At 60.4% G+C, this 21561-nt stretch carries 24 protein-coding genes; 12 read left to right on the forward strand and 12 right to left on the reverse strand.

The features are described from left to right. Nucleotides 1-420: 420 nt before the first annotated feature. The 8 genes from ABD720_RS08550 to ABD720_RS08585 form a co-directional block, all read right to left on the reverse strand. On the reverse strand, nucleotides 421-1566 hold the full coding sequence (locus ABD720_RS08550; RefSeq protein ID WP_344762851.1) for a D-alanyl-D-alanine carboxypeptidase family protein: 1146 nt from the start codon (nucleotides 1564-1566) through the stop codon (nucleotides 421-423). Between the two features lie 112 nt (nucleotides 1567-1678). Then, entirely contained in the window at nucleotides 1679-2314 is a 636-nt protein-coding gene (locus ABD720_RS08555) for an alpha/beta hydrolase (RefSeq protein ID WP_344762852.1), read from the reverse strand. 25 nt (nucleotides 2315-2339) lie between these two features. Continuing rightward, the gene (locus tag ABD720_RS08560) at nucleotides 2340-2657 is read right to left on the reverse strand and encodes a (2Fe-2S) ferredoxin domain-containing protein (RefSeq protein ID WP_344762853.1); all 318 of its coding nucleotides are present in this window, start codon (nucleotides 2655-2657) and stop codon (nucleotides 2340-2342) included. Nucleotides 2658-2742: 85 nt separating this feature from the next. Next, nucleotides 2743-3888 (reverse strand): VanZ family protein, encoded by a 1146-nt coding sequence (locus ABD720_RS08565; RefSeq protein WP_344762854.1) that lies wholly within the window; start codon nucleotides 3886-3888, stop codon nucleotides 2743-2745. After that, nucleotides 3888-4508 carry an ABC-type transport auxiliary lipoprotein family protein gene (locus ABD720_RS08570; protein WP_344762855.1) on the reverse strand — a complete coding sequence of 207 codons (621 nt, stop codon included), beginning with the start codon at nucleotides 4506-4508 and terminating at the stop codon, nucleotides 3888-3890. Before ABD720_RS08570 ends, ABD720_RS08565 begins: the two co-directional genes overlap by 1 nt. Before the next feature lie 61 nt (nucleotides 4509-4569). Beyond that, nucleotides 4570-5505, reverse strand: a complete 936-nt coding sequence (locus ABD720_RS08575) for an MlaD family protein (protein ID WP_344762856.1) — start codon at nucleotides 5503-5505, stop codon at nucleotides 4570-4572. A 20-nt stretch (nucleotides 5506-5525) separates the two neighbouring features. Beyond that, nucleotides 5526-6332, reverse strand: a complete 807-nt coding sequence (locus ABD720_RS08580) for an ABC transporter ATP-binding protein (RefSeq protein ID WP_344762857.1) — start codon at nucleotides 6330-6332, stop codon at nucleotides 5526-5528. Continuing rightward, nucleotides 6332-7456, reverse strand: coding sequence for an MlaE family ABC transporter permease (locus ABD720_RS08585; RefSeq protein WP_344762858.1), 1125 nt, complete (start codon nucleotides 7454-7456; stop codon nucleotides 6332-6334). Before ABD720_RS08585 ends, ABD720_RS08580 begins: the two co-directional genes overlap by 1 nt. A 56-nt stretch (nucleotides 7457-7512) precedes the next feature. Here ABD720_RS08585 and ABD720_RS08590 point away from each other — a divergent pair, with 56 nt between their 5' ends. From ABD720_RS08590 to ABD720_RS08600, 3 genes are read left to right on the forward strand one after another with little or no spacing between them, the layout of a single operon-like run. Continuing rightward, complete coding sequence (locus tag ABD720_RS08590) at nucleotides 7513-8307, forward strand: biotin--[acetyl-CoA-carboxylase] ligase (protein WP_344762859.1); 795 nt, start codon at nucleotides 7513-7515, stop codon at nucleotides 8305-8307. Between the two features lie 2 nt (nucleotides 8308-8309). Then, complete coding sequence (locus ABD720_RS08595) at nucleotides 8310-9083, forward strand: type III pantothenate kinase (RefSeq protein WP_344762860.1); 774 nt, start codon at nucleotides 8310-8312, stop codon at nucleotides 9081-9083. Further along, nucleotides 9077-9763, forward strand: coding sequence for an SPOR domain-containing protein (locus tag ABD720_RS08600; RefSeq protein WP_344762861.1), 687 nt, complete (start codon nucleotides 9077-9079; stop codon nucleotides 9761-9763). The genes ABD720_RS08595 and ABD720_RS08600 overlap by 7 nt, the downstream gene beginning before the upstream one ends. 457 nt (nucleotides 9764-10220) lie before the next feature. On the opposite strand, the gene ABD720_RS08605 is transcribed toward ABD720_RS08600, so the two are convergent. From ABD720_RS08605 to ABD720_RS08615, 3 genes are read right to left on the reverse strand one after another with little or no spacing between them, the layout of a single operon-like run. Beyond that, the gene (locus ABD720_RS08605; protein WP_344762862.1) at nucleotides 10221-10430 is read right to left on the reverse strand and encodes a cysteine-rich CWC family protein; all 210 of its coding nucleotides are present in this window, start codon (nucleotides 10428-10430) and stop codon (nucleotides 10221-10223) included. Beyond that, on the reverse strand, nucleotides 10427-10669 hold the full coding sequence (locus tag ABD720_RS08610) for a zf-HC2 domain-containing protein (protein WP_344762863.1): 243 nt from the start codon (nucleotides 10667-10669) through the stop codon (nucleotides 10427-10429). Before ABD720_RS08610 ends, ABD720_RS08605 begins: the two co-directional genes overlap by 4 nt. A gap of 9 nt (nucleotides 10670-10678) precedes the next feature. Next, the gene (locus tag ABD720_RS08615) at nucleotides 10679-11257 is read right to left on the reverse strand and encodes a sigma-70 family RNA polymerase sigma factor (RefSeq protein ID WP_344762864.1); all 579 of its coding nucleotides are present in this window, start codon (nucleotides 11255-11257) and stop codon (nucleotides 10679-10681) included. 142 nt (nucleotides 11258-11399) lie between these two features. Between ABD720_RS08615 and argB the strand changes: the two genes are divergently transcribed. Continuing rightward, nucleotides 11400-12302: an acetylglutamate kinase gene (gene argB, locus ABD720_RS08620; RefSeq protein WP_344762865.1), complete on the forward strand. Its 903-nt coding sequence runs from the start codon at nucleotides 11400-11402 to the stop codon at nucleotides 12300-12302. Between the two features lie 60 nt (nucleotides 12303-12362). Here argB and ABD720_RS08625 read toward each other — a convergent pair whose 3' ends face one another. Beyond that, the gene (locus ABD720_RS08625) at nucleotides 12363-13058 is read right to left on the reverse strand and encodes a DUF1045 domain-containing protein (RefSeq protein WP_344762866.1); all 696 of its coding nucleotides are present in this window, start codon (nucleotides 13056-13058) and stop codon (nucleotides 12363-12365) included. Between the two features lie 191 nt (nucleotides 13059-13249). On the opposite strand from ABD720_RS08625, the gene ABD720_RS08630 reads away from it, so the two are divergent. From ABD720_RS08630 to ABD720_RS08665, 8 genes are all read left to right on the forward strand, one after another. Continuing rightward, complete coding sequence (locus ABD720_RS08630; protein ID WP_344762867.1) at nucleotides 13250-14404, forward strand: alpha-D-ribose 1-methylphosphonate 5-triphosphate diphosphatase; 1155 nt, start codon at nucleotides 13250-13252, stop codon at nucleotides 14402-14404. A 154-nt stretch (nucleotides 14405-14558) separates the two neighbouring features. Next, nucleotides 14559-15521, forward strand: coding sequence for an NAD(P)H-dependent flavin oxidoreductase (locus tag ABD720_RS08635; protein WP_344762868.1), 963 nt, complete (start codon nucleotides 14559-14561; stop codon nucleotides 15519-15521). Nucleotides 15522-15619: 98 nt separating this feature from the next. Continuing rightward, a complete protein-coding gene (locus ABD720_RS08640; RefSeq protein WP_344762869.1) occupies nucleotides 15620-15853 on the forward strand; it encodes a hypothetical protein in 234 nt (77 codons plus the stop codon). A gap of 182 nt (nucleotides 15854-16035) precedes the next feature. Next, the gene (locus ABD720_RS08645; protein ID WP_344762870.1) at nucleotides 16036-16704 is read left to right on the forward strand and encodes a CAAX prenyl protease-related protein; all 669 of its coding nucleotides are present in this window, start codon (nucleotides 16036-16038) and stop codon (nucleotides 16702-16704) included. Between the two features lie 182 nt (nucleotides 16705-16886). Beyond that, nucleotides 16887-18122 carry an XrtB/PEP-CTERM-associated polysaccharide biosynthesis outer membrane protein EpsL gene (epsL, locus tag ABD720_RS08650; protein WP_344762871.1) on the forward strand — a complete coding sequence of 412 codons (1236 nt, stop codon included), beginning with the start codon at nucleotides 16887-16889 and terminating at the stop codon, nucleotides 18120-18122. A gap of 16 nt (nucleotides 18123-18138) precedes the next feature. Then, nucleotides 18139-19521 (forward strand): undecaprenyl-phosphate glucose phosphotransferase, encoded by a 1383-nt coding sequence (locus tag ABD720_RS08655; RefSeq protein ID WP_344762872.1) that lies wholly within the window; start codon nucleotides 18139-18141, stop codon nucleotides 19519-19521. Nucleotides 19522-19976: 455 nt separating this feature from the next. Then, a complete protein-coding gene (locus tag ABD720_RS08660; protein ID WP_344762873.1) occupies nucleotides 19977-20426 on the forward strand; it encodes a hypothetical protein in 450 nt (149 codons plus the stop codon). A 126-nt stretch (nucleotides 20427-20552) separates the two neighbouring features. Continuing rightward, nucleotides 20553-21548, forward strand: coding sequence for an EpsD family peptidyl-prolyl cis-trans isomerase (locus ABD720_RS08665; protein ID WP_344762874.1), 996 nt, complete (start codon nucleotides 20553-20555; stop codon nucleotides 21546-21548). Nucleotides 21549-21561: the final 13 nt, after the last annotated feature.

Genomic DNA, 21561 nt, shown 5'->3' on the forward strand with positions numbered 1-21561 from the left:
CCGGCTTGCCTCCACGGAGCGCAACCCGTTTTAGCTACCGCAGACCGCAGCCCGCAACCCCCGCGTCGCCGCGACCCGCAAAGCAACCTGACGCATGTTGGGCTTCGCAGCCCAACCTACGACTGAGTGCGACCAAGCCGGCAGCCGAGATAGCTTGACGCATGTTGGGCTTGGCAACCCAACCTACAGTCGGTGGTTTGCATGGTGAAATTTACAGACAACGCCCAATTTGAAAGGGCTGGCTGCAAAGCCCAACGGGCTGATGGGCTGGAGGAGATCGGGGGAGAGCGATGCATGGCGTTGTTATACGCCGAGGGGCGGAACAGCGTCTAGCCATTTTCGGCCATGCAAGACGGGGCTTGCGGGGGACCCGACAATCACATCGCACGGGCAGTTGCATGCCCATGCGATGTGACCTGATTAGTTAATCCAGAGCCGGATCGAATCCCAGGCGCGGCCAAAAATACCGGCTTCGCCGACGGTTTCCAGCGCCACGATCGGGAATTCTGCAATCGCTTTGCCATCGACCATCATCTTCATGGCGCCGACCTTGCTGTTGGCGGCAATCGGTGCAACCAACGGGTCCTTGCGCTCAAGCACGGGCTTCATTTTTGCCGCGACACCCTTCGACACCGTCACATACACATCCTGCGTGAAACCGATCTTGATGGTCTTGCCAGTGCCTTTCCAGATCACCGGCGTTTCGACCGGCTGGTTCTTCGCATACAGCTTGACGGTGTCAAAATTCTGGAAGCCCCAGTTCAGCAGCTTCTGGCTTTCCTGGGTCCGGCTCTGGTCCGAATTGGCACCCAGAACCACCGACACCAGCCGGCGTTCGCCGCTGCCGTTGGGACGCTTCGCCGACGAGATGATGCAATAGCCGGCGGCTTCGGTATGCCCGGTCTTCATGCCATCGACAGTCGGGTCCAGCCACAGCAGGCGGTTGCGGTTCGGTTGCGTGATCTTGTTGTAAGTGAAGCTCCTGATCGAATCGATCTTGTAGAACTCCGGATAGTCGCGAATCACATGCGAGGCCAGTGTCGCCAGGTCTTGCGCGGTCGAATAATTTTCCTTGCTCGGCAAGCCGTGCGGATTGCCGAACTGGGTAGCGGTCAGCCCCATGCGCTTGGCTTCCCGGTTCATCAGCACGACGAAGGCTTCTTCGGTACCGGCGACGGCTTCGGCCAGCGCGACTGCGGCGTCGTTACCGGACTGGATCATCAGGCCATGCAACAGGTCATCGATCGAAACCGGCGTGGCGGGATCGATGAACATTTTCGAGCTGCTGGGATCGACTTTCCAGGCGCGTACCGAGACATTCACCATTTGCTTCAGGTCGAGCCGTTTTTCCTTGATGGCGAGGAAGGTGACGTAAGCCGTCATGATCTTGGTCAGCGACGCCGGTTCGATCCGCATCCCGGGATCTTGCGACGCCAGCACCTGGCCACTGGTGGTGTCGAGCAGCAGCCACGACTTGGCGGCGACGATGGGGGCGGGGATGGTTTGTGCAAATGCAGACGACAACGAGAAGACGGTAGCAGCAATGGCTACAACAAGGATTTTCATCAAAATGTTCACTGTAAAACGCCGTGCCGGCATGGCCGCGGCGGGGTGGGACGAAGGCGAGAAGCCGGACAAACAACTTGACGCGATTATAACGTCCAGGGAAGTGTCAAACTCAGCGGTGCCATGCTTCGACTACGCTGTTCTTGATATGTTGCAATTTGCGATGAAAAAAATGATCCGCGCCCGGCACCACCAGCACCGGAATGTCTTGCGGGCGCAGCCAGTCCAGCACCGCGGTCAACGGAATCGTGTCGTCGAGCTCGCCATGGATCAGGATGGTGTCGGCCGGGATGGCTGGCATGGCCCATTTGCCGGCCGCCGCACCGACCAGAATCAGCCGTTCGGCGGGGGTGCCTTGCGCGATCAGGCGCTGCTGCAATTGCGCCTGCACGAAGGTGCCGAATGAAAACCCGGCCAGCGCGAACGGCAAGCCCGGCAACTGTTGCTGCATGTGGTCCAGCAGTGCTGCCATGTCATCGGTTTCGCCCAGGCCTTCGTCATGCACGCCAGCCGAGCTGCCGACGCCGCGAAAATTCATCCGTACCGCCGCGTAACCGATGCTGACAAAAGCGCGCGCCAGCGTCTGTGCCACCTTGTTGTCCATCGTGCCGCCATACAGCGGATGCGGATGCGCCACCAGCACGATGCCGCGTGGGCTCGGGTCGGTATCGGTATCCGGCAGGTCGAGTGCGCACTCCAGTTGGCCGGCCGCGCCGGTGATGGTAAATGGCTGGGTGTGGGCATTCATGCAGTGGGTCCCGTGCAGTGCTGGTTCAAATTTTCAGGCGCTCGACGATCTCGCCGCCGATCAGATGGGTGTCGATGATGTCATCGATGTCGTCGGTATCGATGTAGGTGTACCAGGTTCCTTGCGGATAAATCACCAGTACCGGTCCTTCTTCGCAACGGTCGAGGCAGCCGGACTGGTTGATGCGGATCTTGCCCTGGCCATTCAGGTCGAGTGCTTTCAGGCGTTTTTTGGCGTGCTTCTGCGCCGCCTGGGCACCGCGGTCGCCGCAACAGGGGCGGCCATCCTCGCGCTGGTTCATGCAAATGAAAACGTGCTGTTCGAAATACGGTGTGTTGTCCATGATCGCTCGCTAAAAATAGGAAGAGTCCGGAAAAAAGTGGCAGACGTGCATCATACGTTAGCAACGGCGCTGTCCAGCAAGTTGGTCAGCCGGCGGCCCTGACCCGGTGCACCGGATGCATCAGAAACCAGAGCGCAAAGAACGGCCACACCAGCGACAGGAACTGTGCAGCGCCGTTAAAACTAAGGAATTTGCCCTGGACCCAACCCTGCAAGGTCGCCAGAAAATACGGATTCGGCGGAATGAAATTCACTGCCAGCAAACCGATCAGCAGCATCAGCACGGCGCTGCGGCGCTGGATTTTTTGCGACGCGAAGGCCAGCGCGGCCAGCATCAGCAAACTCAGCAGCACACCGCCGCGTGCACCCGGTGTCAGCCAGACGAAGGCATTTTCGGGTGCGAACAGCAGCGCCGTGGCCATCGACTTGACGGCGAGTGCGAGCACGATGGTCAGCAGCGCCAGCATCCAGCGCGGTGCTTTTTTACGCAGCAGGCACAGCAGCGTCAGGACCGCGCCGGTCATGCCGAACGCCGTGATGATGGTTTCAAACAGCCAGAATTGTTCGGCGCTGAGCAGCAGATCGGGACGTAACAGGCCGCCCAGATCAACCGGATTGCCAACCAGGTCCGAGACCCAATCCGACAGAATCGGCATCAGCTGGCCCTGGCCAAACAAATAACCTTGCGGATAAATCTGTGCCAGTGGCCAGGCGCAGATCACGATCAGGCCGCGGCTGGCTTCGGGCAGGAACCAGCGCCGGCGCAGCAGCTGCAAGCGGCTCTGTCCCAGCAAAAAGCCGCTGCTCAGCAGTCCGATCAGGCCACCCACGACCGCGCCGCCCACATTGGTCAGCAAGTCCAGGTTGGACGGCACCCGCGTGGGCAAAAATGTCTGCGCCGCTTCCATCGAGCCGGACCACAGGACGGCGGCGCCCAGCACTACCAGCAATGCCAGCGCGCCACGGATGCGCGGATAAATCGCCAGCACCAGCAGCATGCCGAATGGCATGTACGCCGCCACATTGGTCACCACATCGAAGACGGTCCAGTAGTGCGGCAGCGGCGCGCTCACGTAGGCCAATGGCGGCAGGCCATGGCTTTGCCAGCCGACGAACGGATACAGGCTGGCATACAGGATCAGCAGCGCGTAACCGAACAACGCCAGGCGCACGAACACCGATCCGTCCGGCGGGACGGTGGCATGCGCATCGTGGCTGGCGCTGTCGGTCATTATTTTTTCGGCGGCAGCGGCAGCGTAGCCAGCCAGCCGACCAGCTCGGTGATCAGCGCGTCACTGGCGTCGGCCAGTGCACGGGCACCACCGGCCGCATCGGCACTGGCTGCCGGACGTTGCTGCGTGAAGGTTTTCTGGGCCAGCAGGATGCGGCCATTGAAGACCGCAACCCGTACCGTCACGCGGGCGTCGCTTTGCGTGGGTGACGAAAACACCTGCACGAATTCATCGGTATCAAGGCGCACCAGCGGCACATTGATCGCACCGTCTGAGCCTGCGACGACCGGATTGCCGACCTGGCCGAGACGCGCTTTCAGGCGCTGTTCCAGCATCGGGGCCGGTGCCATGGTCCAGCTGCTCTCGGCGTACTGATGTGGTTGCTGGTCATTGGCATAGGCCAGCCGGTAAACCATGCGCGGGCTGTCCAGAAACGGTGACGACGTGGCCGTGGCAATACTCAGAGGTGGCAGCGCCAGTGCCGCGCCGGGGACCGCATGGGTTACCGGATGCAGCGGCCCGAGATCGAACAGCGCAACCGGACGGGTTGTGGTCGCACATCCGGCCAGCAACAGCAGGCCGGCCAGCAGCAGGCAGGGGAGGCGAAACGAACGATTCATGGCGTTCCTGACAAGTTGAAAATCACACGGAATCCGATCTGCAAAAGAGCGCCGTGCCGGTTCATCGGGCCGGCGCCACGAAGCCGGCTTCGCCCGGACCGGGCGTAGCGGGACCGGCACCGAACAGAATGCTTTGCGGGCGATTGTTGAACGTCTCCAGCGTGCGGTCCAGCGCGCGCAGCGTCGAGCGGGCATCGCCGCTCAGCGGCAGCGCTTCGAGTTCGATCCGGCTCGCCACCGAACCGAGCTGATCGATCGTCAGTGCCAGCCGGTCCAGCGCACCGTCGGGAGACTGCAGTTTGTTACTCAGTCCATTGAGATTGTTCGTCAGTTTGCTGACATCGCCCGACAGCGTATTGACCGACACCAGCGTGCGGTTGGCTTGTGCAGTCAGTGCCGGCAAGGTCGACAGGGTGGGTTCCAGCTGGCGCGGAATAGTTTCGATGGCGATCGCCGCCTTGCTGACATTGGTGAAGGCACCCAGCATCAGCGCCTGGTTTTCCGGGGTCATCAGGGTGTTCAGGCGCAGCGTCAGTTCTTCGGTTTGTTTCAGGATCGCCAGCCCGCGGTTCTGCAGGTTGTCCAGCAGGCTGGGCCGCATCGCAATGCGGGCAATCTGGTCTTTCGAGCTGGGTAGCTTGACCGGATTGACGCCATCGTCATCGAGCTGCACATACGCGATGCCGGTCACGCCCTGATAACCAAGCACGCCATAGGTGGATGTCGTGACCGGGGTGTCGGGCTTGACGCTGATGTGGATCAGGATCTGACCCGGCACTTTCGGATCGAACGTGATTTCATCGACCTTGCCGACATCCAGGCCGCGATAGCGCACGTCGGCTTGCGGGTTCAGTCCGGGTACCGACAGCTTGGTCGCCATTTCGTAGGGCACGCGCTCGACCCGGTCGCGGTTGAACCACATCGCCAGCAGGATGCCCGCCACCAGTAGCACCAGCGTAAAAATACCGGCGATCAGTGCGTGGGATTTATTTTCCATGGTGGTCTTGGTGTTTGTAGTTAGGTGGCTTCGTGCAATGGCTCATGAGGTCCTCCATGTTGATCCAGAACCTGGAGCGCGCGACGGCCGCGTCCGCCCAGGAAAAATTGTTCGATAAACGGATGCGGCACCGCAATCACTTCCTGCGCCGAGCCGTAGGCAATCAGGTGTTTGTCGGCCAATACCGCAATCCGTGTCGACAGCGCCAGCAGCGTATCGAGGTCATGCGTGACCATCACCACGGTCAACTGCATCGCCTCGCGCAACGACGCGATCAGCGCCACAAAACTATCCGCCAGACTTGGGTCGAGTCCGGCCGTGGGTTCGTCCAGAAACAGCAGCTCCGGCTCCAGCGCCAGCGCCCGTGCCAGCGCGACCCGCTTGACCATGCCGCCCGACAGATCCGAGGGCATCTTCAGCGCATCCGCCGGTGTCAGCCCGACCATCTGCAACTTCAACAGTACCGCATCGCGGATCAGGTCTTCGGGCAGCGTGCGCAATTCGCGCATCGGTTGCGCCACATTGTCGAATGTGGTCAGCGCCGAAAACAGCGCGCCATGCTGGAACAGCATGCCCCAGCGGTTGCGCATCTGCTGCAGGCGCGCGCTGTCGGCTTCCTGCAGGTTGTCACCAAAGATGGTGACGGTGCCGCGGGTCGGGGTTTCGAGTCCCAGCATCTGGCGCAGCAGTGTGGTCTTGCCGGAACCGGAACCGCCGACCAGCGCCACCACCTCGCCCTGTTCGACCTGCAGGTTGAGGTCTTCGTGCACCACGGTCTTGCCGAACGTGGTCCACAGTCCGGCCACATCGATGATGGGCGTAGCCATCAGAACCCCACGCCGTTAAAGACAATCGCAAACACCGCATCGGCCAGGATCACCACCGTGATGGCCGATACCACCGAGCTGGTGGTACCGGCACCGAGGCTCTCGGTGTTGGCCTTGATCCGGAAGCCGAAGTGACACGCTACCAGCGCAATCAGGCTGCCAAACACCACACCCTTGCCGATACCGATCCAGTAATTCGCCAGTGGCACCGCATCGGGCAACTTGTGGATGAAGTAGCGCGGCGACAGGCCCAGTTCCAGTTTGGCCGCGACCATCCCGCCCAGCAACGCCATCGTGTCGGTCCAGATGACCAGCAGCGGCATCGCGATCGCCAGCGCCAGCACTTTCGGCAGGATCAATCGAAAGCCGTGGGGCAATCCCATCACCAGCATCGCATCGAGTTCTTCGTTGACCCGCATCACGCCCAGCTGCGCCGTGATCGACGAACCGGACCGACCAGCCACCAGAATCGCGGCGAGTAGCGGGCCCAGTTCGCGGATGATGCTCATGCCTAGAATGTTGACCAGATAAATGTCGCCGCCAAACGAATGCAACTGCTGCGCCGACAAATACGACAGCACCACGCCAATCAGAAACCCGACCAGCGCCGTAATCCCCAGAGCCTGGAAACCGATGTGATAAATGTTGGATGAAATTTCTTTCCAGGGACCGCGTCGCGGGTCCGCCAGAAAACGGCGCATGTCGAGCACGAATTGCCCGATCAGGCCCACAAAACTCCACAGGTGTTCCGACAACCCCTGCATCCTGGCGCCGAGCGCCGCGATCGTCATCCAGCGCACTGCCGGCGGTTCCGGCAGCGTCAGCGTCCCGGCGTCCTGCAGGCGCTGGAAAAACTCCTCCTGGCCGTCGCCCAGCACCAGTTTGGCGGGCCGCACCTTGCCCCAGGTATTCCACAGCCACTGTGCGCCGATGTGGTCGAGCGCGGTCACCTGCGTCAAGTCCCATTCCGCCCGATCCGCGTCCCGGATGCCGCCCAGGCTCGCGTCGAGTTGCCCGAACACGCCCGCGCCGGAGAGCGCATGCACCTGCCAGGTGCCAGTGGCACACAGCGTGGACGGTCGGGCGGGATCAATGGTCAGGGCGGGAGCAACGGGTTTTTGCATGGGGGCAGTGTAAGTGAGATCGCTGGCGTCGTCACTGCAGCCGCTACAATGCCGGCATGACACCGCTCTATTCCCCTGCTCGTATCGCCGCCGCACTGCATACCGCCGTGCCCGGCCTGGCCATCGAAGCGGTGGCCGAGACCGGCTCGACCAATGCCGACCTGCTGGCGCGGCTGGGCCAGCTGGATGCGCCGCTGCTGCTGATCGCCGAGCAGCAACACGCCGGCCGTGGTCGCGCCGGACGCACCTGGCATTCCGCCCGCGGCGCATCGCTGACGTTTTCGCTGGCGTGGCGCGTGCGCATGCCGGTGCAGGCACTGGTCGGTTTGCCGCTGGCAGTGGGTGTCGCGATTGCCGAAGTGCTCGATGGCCTCGGCCTGCCGGTACAACTGAAATGGCCAAACGACGTCTTGTGCGAACACCGCAAACTGGCCGGCATCCTGATCGAAACCGCACTCGACAAGCAAGACAGCCAGCGACTCTGGGCCGTCATCGGCATCGGCATCAACCTCTCCGGCGATACCGCGCTGGCGGCGCGCATCGGGCAGCCGGTGGCCACGCTCACTGACAGTGTCGGCCTCGACCGCGACCTGCTGATGGCGGCATTGCTGGACCGGCTATGCCTGACCATGCAGGAATTCGAACAATACGGCTTCAGTGTCTTCGCCCAACGCTGGAATGCGCTGCACCTGTATCGCGGCCAGCAGGTCAGCATCATCGATCGCGGCCAGATCCAGGCCGAAGGCACTGCGCTCGGCGTCGATGCACAGGGCCGCTTGCTGCTCGACACCCCACAGGGCCGCAAAGCCATCGTGGCCGGCGATGTCTCGCTGCGTGCCCTGAAATCCTGACCATGCTGCTGCTCGTCGACGCCGGCAATACACGGATCAAATGGGCGCTGGTCGACCCGCATCGCGCGTTACCAAAGTGTTCTGGCGATGGCCGGGTCGATGCCGGATGGCTGGCCTCGGGTGCAGTGCTGCAGGCTGACGTGGCGACGTTGGCGCAGGTATGGCAGCACTGCGGCGCCAACCGTGTCGTGGTCGCCAATGTGGCCGGTCCCGCCGTGCGTGAACGACTCGCGCAGCTGCTGCACGACACGCTGGGCGTGACGCCGCAATGGTTTACCTCCAGCGCGAATGCTGCTGGCTTGCGCAACGGGTATCGCAATCCGCTACAGCTGGGCTGCGACCGCTTTGCCTCGATGATCGGCGCGCGGGCGCTGTTTCCGGCGCAGGCGCTGCTGGTCGTCACCTGCGGCACCGCCACCACCATCGACGCGGTCAGCGCGGCCGGTGATTTCATGGGCGGGATGATTTTGCCGGGGCTGGGCCTGATGGCGACGTCGCTGGCGCGCCATACTGCACAGCTGCCGCAGATCGGCGCGGCCTTCGTGGTGCCACCGCTGTTTGCCGACAATACCGACGACGCCATCCTGAGTGGTTGCCTGAGCGCGCAAGCCGGTGCCATCGAACGCGCACTGGCCGCGCATCCCGGTGCGCGCTGCATCCTGTCGGGTGGTGCGGCGGTGGCGGTCATGGCCACGCTGTCGGTCCCGATGACGCATGTCGATAACCTGGTACTGCTTGGTTTGCAGGCCACCCACCTGAGCGCGCCCTCATGCTGAAATTTCTGTTCTGGTTACTGTTGCTGATCAATGCCGTACTGTTTGCGGTACAGCGCGGCGCGCTCGATGCGATCCTGCCCAACGCGCCCGAACCCCAGCGGATGCAGCAGCAGATAACCCCTGAAAAAATACTGATGATGTCGGTTGCTGTCGCCACTCCGGTCACGGCCGCAGCGCCACCTGTTGCGCTTGTTGCACCTGTTGCACCGGTGGCAGTTGCCGCGCCGGTCTGTGTCGAGCTGGGCGATTTCACGGAAGCCGAAGCCAGTCGTTTCGATGCGGGCGTCAGTGCGCTGGCGCTGAACGCGCCAATGACACGCCGTCGCGTGGTCGATACCACCAGCAATATCGTCTACATCCCTTCGCTGGGCGACAAGGAATCAGCGGATCGCAAGCTGGCCGAATTGAAGCGGCTCGGCATCAAGGATTTATATATATTGCAAACGCCCGGCGAGTTTCAATACGCCATTTCGCTGGGTATTTTCAAGAGCCGCGCTGCGGCTGAATTTCATCTGGACGAAGTGAGCAGGCAGGGCGTGCGGACCGGCCGTATCGGCAGCCGTGGCAAAGCCAAGATCGCTTTTCAGTTGCGCGATGTCGATGAAGCCGCGGTCGCTGGCGTCATCGAGCTGGCGGCAACCATCGGCAAGGTTGAACAGCGTAACTGCGCTGCCAAATAACCACCGCACAACAACCCTCTCGGCAGGTTGGCGCCGGCTCCCGACCACCAAATCACGCGCCGGCCTGTAGGTTGGGCTGCGAAGCCCAACATGCGTCAACCATCCTGCGCGGTCGTTGGTATCCAGCACGGTGTTATCGCCGTCGCGATCATGCACAAACCACTGCCGCTACCGAACGCCGCTCTGCAATTTGACGCATGTTGGGCTTTGCAGCCCAACCTACAAAACTGCCGAATAACCACCGCACAACAACCCTCTCGGCAGGTTGGCGCCGGCTCCCGACGATCAAATCACGCGTCGGCCTGTAGGTTGGGCTGCAAAGCCCAACAGGCGTCAACCATCCTGCGCGGTCGTTGGTATCCAGCAAGGTTTTAGCGCCGTCGCAATCATGTGCAAACCATTGCCGCTACCGAACGCCGCTCTGCAATTTGACGCATGTTGGGCTTTGCAGCCCAACCTACAAAACTCGATGCGCCTCCAGGGACACTGGCGGCGCCGGATGATCGATCAGATAACGCAGGCAGTCGGGGCAGAAACACAGCGCCGCCGTGCTTCCCAGCAGGTCCGCCGGCAGTGTCGGCAGCGTGGTGCACCAGCACGGACCCGGTGCTGCGGGGGCGGTCATGCCGCAACCGAAGACGGCGCTGCAGCGTGGGCAAATGCTCATTCCGGTTCGCGCGGTGGCGGTGCCGGTGCCGGTTTTACAGGATCGGCCGGTGCATCGGCCGGTATCTCGAAGTGCTGCATCGCGCCGCGCAAAAAACCCATCTGTCTAATGAAGGTGGTGCAGGCACCGCACATCAGTAAATGAAAGCGCATGCGCGCACGCTCGACAAAAGTGAGCTCGCGATCCATCCCTTCGGACACGAGTTGATGGACTTCACGGCAGGTTGGTTTCAGTTTCAAGCAGTGTCCTTATCGTCCCGTTGCAGCCGGCAAGTTGCCGAACCAGTTCAGTTCCAGGCATTCGCGCAGTCGCAAGCGTGCGCGATACAACATCACCCAGGCATTAGACGTGGAGATTTCCAGTTCCTTACAGATTTCATCGGTTTCCAGGTCCAGCCATTCGCGCATCAAAAATATCCGCGCCGTTTTGGCAGGCAGTTTTTCGAGGCAAATTTCCATGACACGGAAAAAATCCTTCTGTTCCAGCGAGTCCTCCGGATTGCCCCAGGGCCGTGGCTTGCTATGCGTATGGCCATCGGCGGCAAACAGCGCATCGATCACGTCGTCTTCCGATTGATCCTCGCCGATATCGAACTGCCGTACCCGGCCGGAAGCACGCAGCGCATCGATGATCTTGTGCTTCATGATGCCGGTGACGTAGGTGCGTAGCGACGACTGGCCGGCGAAGCGTTCGGGTTTTTCGAGGACCGCGATCAGTGCGTCCTGCACCACATCGTCGGCCAGCGTGACGTTACGCAGTTGCAGAATGGCGAAGCGTAATAGCGCCGGTCGCAGTGCATCGAGTTCCTGGTGCAGGGTCGGGCTCATGGAGTTGGCTCTGTATCTGGCCTTGACGGCCGTTGTGGTTTGCGCGAAAGGCTAACCGAACGACGCATTAAAAACAAGAAATTGCCCGCTATCGGCGAATAGTTTCGCTGTAAAATCGCCGCAATCCATTTTGGGAATTGCCATGTCCGACTCCATCCCTGACCTGTTCTCGGTCTCGCCGCAAATCAAGGCCGAAATCCTGGCCGAAGCGTTGCCCTACATCCGTAAATTCCACGGCAAAACCATCGTCGTCAAATACGGCGGCAACGCAATGACCGATGAACGCCTCAAGCATGGCTTCGCACGCGACGTGATCCTGCTCAAGCTGGTCGGCATGAATCCGGTAGTGGTACACGGTGGTGGGCCGCAGATCGACAACGCACTCAAAAAAATCGGCAAGCAGGGCAGCTTTATCCAGGGCATGCGCATCACCGACGAAGAAACCATGGAAGTCGTCGAATGGGTGCTCGGCGGCGAAGTCCAGCAAGACATCGTGATGCTGATCAATCACTACGGCGGTCAGGCTGTCGGTCTGACCGGCAAGGATGGCGGCCTGATCCGCGCCCGCAAAATGAAAATGCCCGACCGTGAAAATCCGGGGCAATTCCTCGACATCGGCTTCGTCGGTGAAATCGATGCGATCAACCCGGCCGTGGTCAAGGCGCTGCAGGATGATGCGTTCATTCCGATCATCTCGCCGATCGGTTTTGGTGAAGACGGTCAGGCCTACAACATCAATGCCGACCTGGTCGCCGGCAAAATCGCCGAAATCCTGAAAGCCGAAAAGCTGATCATGATGACCAATATTCCCGGCGTGATGGACAAGAGCGGCAACCTCGTCACCGATCTGTCAGCGCGGGAAATCGACGAAATGTTCGCCGACGGCACCATCTCTGGCGGCATGCTGCCGAAGATCTCGTCAGCGCTGGACGCGGCCAAGTCTGGCGTCAACACGGTCCACATCATCGACGGCCGTATCGAGCATTCGCTGCTGCTGGAAGTGCTCACCGAGCAGGCGTTCGGGACGATGATTCGCTCGCACTGATCACCGCATCAGAATACCAACCAGCGTCGATCCGGCAGTGACAGCCGCCGGATGACGCGGTCACCCCGGCTGCCGACTAACTGCCGCCCCGCCAAACGGACAGCGCGCAATCAGTCTGAACGGCGCTCCTGCAACATCCTCCCGGAATACCGCAACCCCCTCCAGCATCAATGGCGTAGTCATCGCCCCGGCAAAGGCCAGTCCCGCCGCCATGCGCATTGCCGCGATCGCTGCCGGATCGACCATCGCCAGGCTATCGCTCAACGTCATGTGGAAGCGAAACTCCTCCTCGGTGTACGGATATCCCCAGCGTTGCAACAGCGCATTCTGGCGCGCAGTCAATCCCGCGTTGCGGCGCCGGGTCAGGTCCGACGGCGTTGGTGGTGCGCGTAGCGGATCGACCTGACTGACGCAGCGCTGCGCCAGCGCGGCACTGTCCGCATGTGGCCCCGCCACCAGCAGCGCCAGGAAATCTCCGAGCAAACCGATTGCCGGTGCTTGCAGTTGCAGCGGTACCTGATCGGCGACGACCTCGCGCACCAGCGCCAGCAACTGCGCCTCGGTGACGCCATCGACCAGCCGGAATGGTGCTTTCAGCGTCGCATGAAAACCGTAGCGGCGCGCATGGTCTCGCCGGGGTGCGTGCGGGTCGAGCTGCTCCAGCAATCCTTCGGGGTCGCGCCCCAGCCAGCGACAACCGGCCTGCCACCAGAGCGACGCGGAGGGAGGGGCAAAGTACAGGGCATAGCGTGTCATGGGGGGCTCGTTGCTGATGGCGCGTCAACAAGCGTAGCGCATTGCGCCGCATGCCGGGCCACATTTGCCGAATTCCTGACGCAGCGTCCCGATGCCGGAGCGCGCCGGGTTGTCTGTGCCGCGCTGATCGTGCTACCTTCAGCGCGTCCGTTCGCGGTCGTCCCGACTCACTCTGTCCCATTCGCTGCCCCATGACTTTGATTCGCAACGCCGTCCTCATCACTGCCGACCAGCAATTTCCGGGTGCAATGGAAATCACTGCGCAGCACATCTCCGCGCTGCATTCTGGTAGTTCGCAGCAGCTCACCAGCCAGCATGCCGGTTACGATTGGCAAGGCGACCTGCTGTTGCCCGGCATGGTCGAGCTGCATACCGACAATCTTGAAAAACACCTGATGCCGCGCCCGAAAGTCGCGTGGCCCATCATCCCGGCCATCGTCGCGCACGATGCCCAGGTAGCCGCCGCCGGGATCACCACGGTGCTCGACGCCATCGCGGTCGGCGACATCGATCCCGACAGCGTGCGCATGCAAACCCTGACCAGCTGCGTCGCCGGACTGCACCAGGCACAGGAAGCGGGCATCCTGCGCGCCGATCACTTCCTGCATTTACGGCTGGAGCTTGCCGAACAGCATCTGCTGGAGCTGTTCGAGCCACTGGTCGACGATCCGCTATTGCGCATGGTATCCCTGATGGATCACACGCCGGGCCAGCGCCAGTGGAGCGACTTCGCACACTACCGCACCTACATGTCGGGCAAGCGTGGCTGGAGCGATCACAAAGTCGAGGCGATGCTGGAGGACATGCTCAAGCGCCAGGTCCGCTACGCCGAACGCAACCGCGATGCCGTGATCGAGCGCTGCCGTCACCGCGCCACCCGATTCCCGTTACCGCTGGCGTCGCATGACGACACCACCCAGGAGCACGTCGATCAGGGCATCGGTCACGGTGTCACCATGTCGGAATTTCCGACCACCTTGCTGGCGGCAAAAGCCGCGCGCGCGGGCGGACTGGGCATCATCATGGGCGCGCCGAACCGGGTGCGCGGCGGATCGCATTCCGGCAACGTCGCTGCCAGCGAACTGGCGCGCGCCGGTTTACTCGATGCGCTGTCATCCGACTATGTTCCGGCCAGCCTGCTGCATGCCGCTTTTTTGCTGCAGGAAGATGGCTACAGTCTGCCCCGGGCGATTGCCACGGTCTCGCGCAATCCGGCCAGCATGGTCGGACTGACCGATCGCGGTGAAATTGCGGTGGGATTGCGCGCCGACTTTTTGCGTGTGCGCGTGGTGGCGGGCATGCCTGTGGTGCTCGAAACCTGGAAAGCAGGCGCCCGGATAGCGTGAGCTTGCAAGCGGCACAGCGGATGACGCCGCCACCCGTCAGGACTAGAGCCATCAATCTAGCACGATCGTTCTTTTTCCAGCCTATAATCGATCGGCCGTGAAGTCCCCCGGTACCAGTCATCCACCCGTTGTCCACCATTCCTGTGAGGTCGTCATGGCATTGCCCGTCGCGTTGCAAAACCTGAGTTTGCCGGTTATCGGCTCCCCGTTGTTCATCGCCAGTGGCCCCGCCCTCGTGACCGCTCAGTGCAAGGCCGGCATCGTCGGCTCGTTCCCGGCGCTCAATGCGCGCCCGGCCGCCATGCTCGATACCTGGCTGACCGACATGAAAGCCGACCTGGCCGCGTACAAGCTGGCCAACCCGGACGCCATCGTCGGCCCGATCGCCGTCAACCAGATCGTCCATCAATCCAACGACCGTCTCGCGCATGATGTCGAGATGTGCGTCAAGCATCAGATTCCGATCATTATCTCCAGCCTGCGCGCACCACCCAAAGAAATGATGGACGCCATCCACAGCTACGGCGGCATCGTGCTGCATGACGTGATCTCGATCCGTCATGCCCAGAAAGCGCTCGAAGCCGGTGTCGATGGCCTGATCCTGGTCGCCGCCGGTGCCGGTGGCCATGCCGGCGCACTGTCGCCCTTCGCGCTGGTAGGCGAGGTACGCAAATTCTTCAGCGGCCCGATCGCGCTGTCCGGCTCGATCGCCACCGGTGACGCCGTGCTGGCCGCGCAAGCCATGGGCGCCGACTTTGCCTACATCGGCTCGCGCTGGCTCGCCACCAAAGAATCCAACGTCGACGACGAGTACCGCAACGCCATCGTCGAATCCAGTGCCGCCGACATCGTCTACACCAACTTGTTTACCGGCGTGCACGGCAACTATCTCAAAAAATCCATCGTCGCCGCCGGCCTCGACCCGGACAACTTGCCGGTAGCAGACAAGACCGCCATGAATTTTGGATCCGGCAGCACCACCAAGGCCAAGGCCTGGCGCGATATCTGGGGCGCCGGACAGGGCGTCGGATTGATGGATGATGTCGTCACGGTGGCCGAAATGGTCGCGCGTTTGAAGGCCGAATACGATGCAGCGCGGGCGCGCCTGAAGCTGTAACGCGGCAAGACAGGATGGCGCGTAGCCGGGGCTGGCTGCGTGCCATTTGCGCTGACATGGTCTAATGACTGATCCATTCATTGAAGGAGCTTGCCATCATGACTACTGACAACAACCAACGCCAGGTCAAGACCGCCAAGCCAGTCGACACCACCGCCACACCCCGCCTGCCACACGAACACGACGAATCCGCCGACAGCCAGTCCAGCCCGCCACGGGAAGTCATGCAGCAGGCCGCACGCGATATCGAAAGCGGCCAGGTCGATACCGATTTGCGCAACGGCGCGGGTGGTGTCGACAATGTGGTGCCGAAGCCGGTCCCGAAAAAGTAAGCGACCGCATTGATAGCCGCAGTGTGCAGCATGCTTCTGGCATGACAACCAGACAGCGGCCACGCTGTTATCCCGGGCACGCCGCCGCTTGCAAAATGTTTTTCTATCGCTCAATATTGCGGCTGACTAATTTTTAGCCAGACCCATGCCACTTCTGCCTGCCACCAGAAAAAGCCGCAACCATGCCTGATCGCGCCACCCTGTCGCGCATCGCTCCCTTCGCCGCCTACATCCTGTTCATCGCCATCGCCGACATCCTGTCGCGACTGGGCATGTCCGAGATGGATCTGCGCTGGCTCTATCCGCTAAAAATTGGCGTCGTCATCGGCATGCTGTGGTTCTGGCGGCGCGAGTACACCGAAATGGCCTGGCCGCCCACACTGGGTACGCGCGACTGGCTCATTGCCATCGGTGTCGGCATCGCTGTCTTCATTGCCTGGATCAACCTCGGCGCCGACTGGATGGTGGTCGGCAAGTCGACCGGCTACCAGCCTGTCGGTCCCGATGGACAGCTCGACTGGCTGCTGGTGGCAGTGCGACTGGCGGGCGCCGCGCTGGTCGTGCCGGTCATGGAAGAACTGTTCTGGCGCTCTTACCTGATGCGCTGGCTGGTCGATACGGATTTTCTGCGGGTCAATCCGGCCTCGGTCGGCATCAAGGCCATTGCCATTGCCTCGATGCTGTTTGCGATTGAACACAGTCTCTGGCTGGCCGGTCTGGTGGCCGGGATTGCCTACAGCCTGCTGTATGTCCGCAGTCGCAGCATCTGGTCGCCCATCGTGGCACACGGCGTGACGAACGGCGCGCTCGGGCTATGGGTGATTGTTGGCGGGCATTGGGGATATTGGTAACAAGAGGAGTTAATCAAAGATGCCGTGGGAACTCCGCGTAAAATGGGTAGGCCATAAAAGTTGATTCACAACATGTATTCGTGCCTGGCGAAGGTTGCCATGAAGAAATATACCATTTATTATCGTTAACTAACCTACTGCTCGTCTCAATGTCGATCGGCCGCACCCTGGAACCAGACGCCATGTCCCGAACACCACCGCCCGTTTTATTGTCACGTCCGCTGCTTGCACCGCTTGCGATTGCCATCAGCACGATGTTTTGCGGGAGTGCGCTGGCGGAGCCGGGTGATGTATTTGTTCCGTATGTCAGTGTGATGGCGAGCCACGACGACAATCTGTATCGGCTGGGTAGTGAGGAAGAGGGACAACGGCGCCTTGGTACCACCAACCTGTCGGATACGTCCCGCCGCCTCGGAGTTGGACTCGATATCGACAAGATGATCAGCCAGCAACGCCTGATTGCCAGTCTGAACATGAGCCGCACAACGTATGACCGGTTTAGTAACCTCAACAATGACGGCAAGAATGCCAGCGTCAAGCTCAACTGGCATCTTGGTAGCAAGGTGGAAGGCAACGTCGGTACTAGCTACGTGGAAGCGCTCACCCCGTTTTCGGACTTCCGTACAACTGAGCGCAATATCCGCAGCCAGAAACGTGTTTTTGCAGATGCTGCATGGCGCTTTCATCCAAGCTGGCGCATTTCGACGAGCGCATCGCGCGATCAATTGAGCTACGACCTGTCGTCGCAACGGGCCAACGACCGCAACCTCAACTCCGAGATCATCGGAATCGATTATCTCAGCGCCGGTAACGGCTCCATCGGTCTGCAAATGGGCCATTCAACCGGCGCTTACCGCTATCCCGAATTGCTCGGCCAGTTCCAGATTGCCAACGATTATTCGCAGGATGATTTCAAGGCCAAGATCGACTGGATTGCCACCGGAAAAACGCGCTTGCAGTTCCTCGGCGGTTTGGTGCAGCGCAAACACGATGCGTTCAGCGATCGTGACTTCAGCGGATTCAATGCACGTCTGGTCGCGACGCATCAGCTGACTGGCAAGATTACTTTGACCGCCAACGTGTACCGTGAAATTGGATCGGTCGACGACACGACGGCCAGTTACACGCTCAACAACGGCGTGAGCGTGGTGTCAAGCTGGAGCGTAAGCTCGAAGATCCGTCTCGATGCACAGATTCGCAACGAAAAACGCGCCTACGCCGGGACGCCCATCTTGCCGTCGATTCCGTTGTCAGACCGCGCAGATACCTACCGCAATCTATCGCTCACAGCGAACTACATGCCCACTCGAAAGTGGACAATAGGTTTGAATGCTTACCGTGATCAGCAGTCGTCCAACCAGGCCATCGGTGCCTACCGTGCGAACGGCATGACGCTCAACACCCGTTACGAATTCTGACAACGGCAGCATTCCCATGACGATCAACAACACGCCGCTAGTCTCCTTCTTCAAGCGGCTACTCGACCCCTTCATCATCCTCAGCCTGCTCTACGGACTGACGTGGATGCACGGAGAAGTCTTCACCGGGTATTACCTGGTGCTGGCGATCATCGCCTTCTTTGTTTCATCGTATGTGTACGAGCAAATCGACCTGTATCGCACGTGGCGCAGCGGCCGCTTGCTGGCCTACGCGCGCGGCATCCTGATTGGCTGGATCATCATCGTCGCGATGCTGATGTTTATTGGCCACGTCACCGGGCTGTCCTACCGTTTTTCAGATCAAGTCATCCTGATCTGGTTCACCGTCACGCCAGTAGGACTCCTGGTGAGTCACCTCGCATTGCGACGGATTGCGTCGAACCTGCGCAATGACGGCGAAGTGCGTTCGGTGGTCATCGTTGGCGCGAACGCACCCGGAATCAAACTGGCCAAGAGGATCGTCGAATTCCCTGATCTGTTCATGGAAGTACACGGTTTTTTTGATGATCGCAGTACCCAGCGTCAGGAAGGCGCCGAAGACATTCAGCTGCTGGGCAAGATGGTCGATATTGCCGATTACGTCCGCTTGCATGGCATCCAGATGATTTTCATCAGCCAGCCGATGTCGGCGCAGCCCCGCATCCGCAAGCTCATCGATGAGCTCAAGGACACCACCGCATCGATCTACTTCCTGCCGGACATCTACGTGTTCGACCTGATGCAGGCACGCTTTGACAACGTCGGTGGCGTACCCGTCGTCGCCATCTGCGAAACGCCGTTCACCGGATTCAATAGCGTCGTCAAGCGCACCAGCGATGTGGTCCTCGCGACCCTGATCCAGATCCTGCTCACACCCGTCATGATCGGTATCGCCATCGCCATCAAGCTGACCTCGCCCGGCCCGATCATTTTCAAGCAACTGCGTTATGGATTGAACGGTGAAGAAATCATCGTCTACAAATTCCGTTCCATGAAAGTCCACAGTCCCGGCGATACCGTCGTCCAGGCCCAGAAAAATGACTCGCGCCTGACGTCGATTGGTGGCTTCCTGCGACGCAGTTCGCTCGACGAGCTGCCACAGTTCATCAACGTGCTGCAGGGTCGCATGAGCATCGTCGGGCCACGCCCGCACGCGGTCGCCCACAACGAGCTGTACCGCAAACAGATCAAGGGTTACATGCTGCGCCACAAGGTCAAACCCGGCATCACCGGCTGGGCGCAGGTCAACGGCATGCGCGGCGAAACCGATACCCTCGACAAAATGGAAGCCCGCATCGAACTCGACCTCGACTACTTGCGCAGCTGGTCGCTGGCACTCGACTTCTGGATCATCTTCCGCACCATCAAGGTCGTTCTCAAGCGCGATAACGCCTACTAACGCGTAGCCAACGTCTGTCTAGCGGTGCAGGTAATCGCCGCTAGCTCCCCTGTCAGCCATTGTTTCGAGCGAGGGCTGTCATTTCTTTCCCATGAACATCCACGTTACTGCACCGCGTGCCTGCCTAAGTGCGGCAGGCCACAGACGCCCATTCCCATAACTGAAAAACTTCGGATAGATGCTTGGAATAAATAGTGCGCTGCATCATAAAAGGTTGCCATAATTGTAAAGGAATGTGATTTTTATGATCGTCAATTGACACTCAAAGTATGCTTGTGTAAAGTCAAAACGAATAAATTCAACGGGTTACGAAGCATATATTGTTGGCTTCATACCAAAGAATCTTCCAGCGCACTGCAACATTGAGGTCAGTTCGGTATCAGGAACGCGCAAAGCCTCCTGCTTCAGGCGCAAACAGGACAAGCAGGCTGGCTCTCCGGACAAAGGAACGCACTATGAAACATCTACAATTATTTCTGGCGGCCCTGGTTCTCGCCGCCTCGGGAATGGCCAATGCCGTCCCAGTCATCAAAATGAACGCTGGTGATAGCAATGCTTCCGCACTCACGGCACCCGGATTCCAACGCACCCCGGACAATGCCGAACTTGTCCGCGTGACCGAAGGCGTCACCGCTACCAGAAAACCACCCGCCTTCAGTACCGATCCCGGTACCAGTCAGGGCAGCGCTGGGTCATTCGTCGCTGCCGTGGCGACTGAACATGGCTTGCCAGTAGCGCCTGCAAAAGCCAGCGCGAATTCAAAAACACCAGGCGATCAACCCGCATCCACGCATTCGCCACTGACCGACCCGGAAACGTGGCTGTTGCTTCTATTCGGGATTGGTTTTGTAGCGCTCCAGTCGGGTCGGCGTGGCAGTACGGTGAATGCAAACAAACTGCAGTGATACAAACCGCCAGAGCTAGTTTGCCGCGCATCTAAAACTATAAAAGCAGCAACAAATGATCCTGCGTGTAAACACCCTCAATGAAGTACCAGCGAATATAATCAGGTCTTTTCAAGGAGCGCAATTTTGACTTTCCATAAGCCAAATCGGTATTTACAGATCAACACATCAAACACCGTACGAGGCGCTCTGGTCCTGTTGGTCGCCCTTGGCCTGTCGGCCTGCGGCGGCGACAAGAAAAAAGAAGCGAGCCAGTCGCTGGTCAGGGTCAATGGCGAAGAAATTACGTTCCTGCAGCTCAATGAAGAGCTCTCACGCACGCCACCACAGCCCAATCAGGCGGCACAGGATGCCGCCCGCAAGCAGGTGCTGGAAGCGCTGATCGACCGCCAGCTTTTGCAGAACGAAGCCATGACCAACAAACTCGACCGTGACCCCAAAGTCATGCAAGCCATCGAGCGTGCCAAGGCACAGATCATCGCGCAGGCCTATCTGCAAACGCGCATGGCCAAAGCGACCAAGCCGACCAAAAGCGAGATCGACGACTACTTCACCAAGCATCCCGAATTTTTTACCCAGCGTAAAACATTCGACATGGCCCAGCTGATCATCGCCACCAAGGATTTCAGTGCGCCGCTGAGCGCGACGATCGACAAGGCGAAGTCCATCGACGAAGTCGCCGCCTGGCTCGACAGCAACAAGGTCCAGTACGCCCGCAACCAGATGGTACGCAGCACGACCGACCTGCCACCGCCACTGGTAACAAAACTCCAGTCCATGAAAAAGGGTCAGCTTTTCGTCATCAAAGAAAACGACCGTAGCGTTCTGGTCGGCATCAATGACATCAAGGACACACCGATCGACGCCACCGCGGCCGCCCCGCAGATCGATCAATTCTTGCGTAACCAGAAAAGCCAGGAAATTGCCAAGGACGAACTGGCCCGGCTGCGCTCTGTCGCCAAGCTGGAATATCTGAACAAGGCAGATGCCGAGAAAGAGAAGGTTGCAGCAACGCCAGCGACCGCACCGACTTCGCCCGCAGCAGCACCAGCCGCGACCACCCCTGCCGCCGCGGCACCCGACGCCAGCAACATGGCGCGTGGTGTGGCCGGACTCAAGTAACCCCACCGGCCAG

It is taken from the genome of Actimicrobium antarcticum, assembly GCF_039536745.1.
GTDB classification, from domain to species: Bacteria; Pseudomonadota; Gammaproteobacteria; order Burkholderiales; family Burkholderiaceae_D; genus Actimicrobium; species Actimicrobium antarcticum.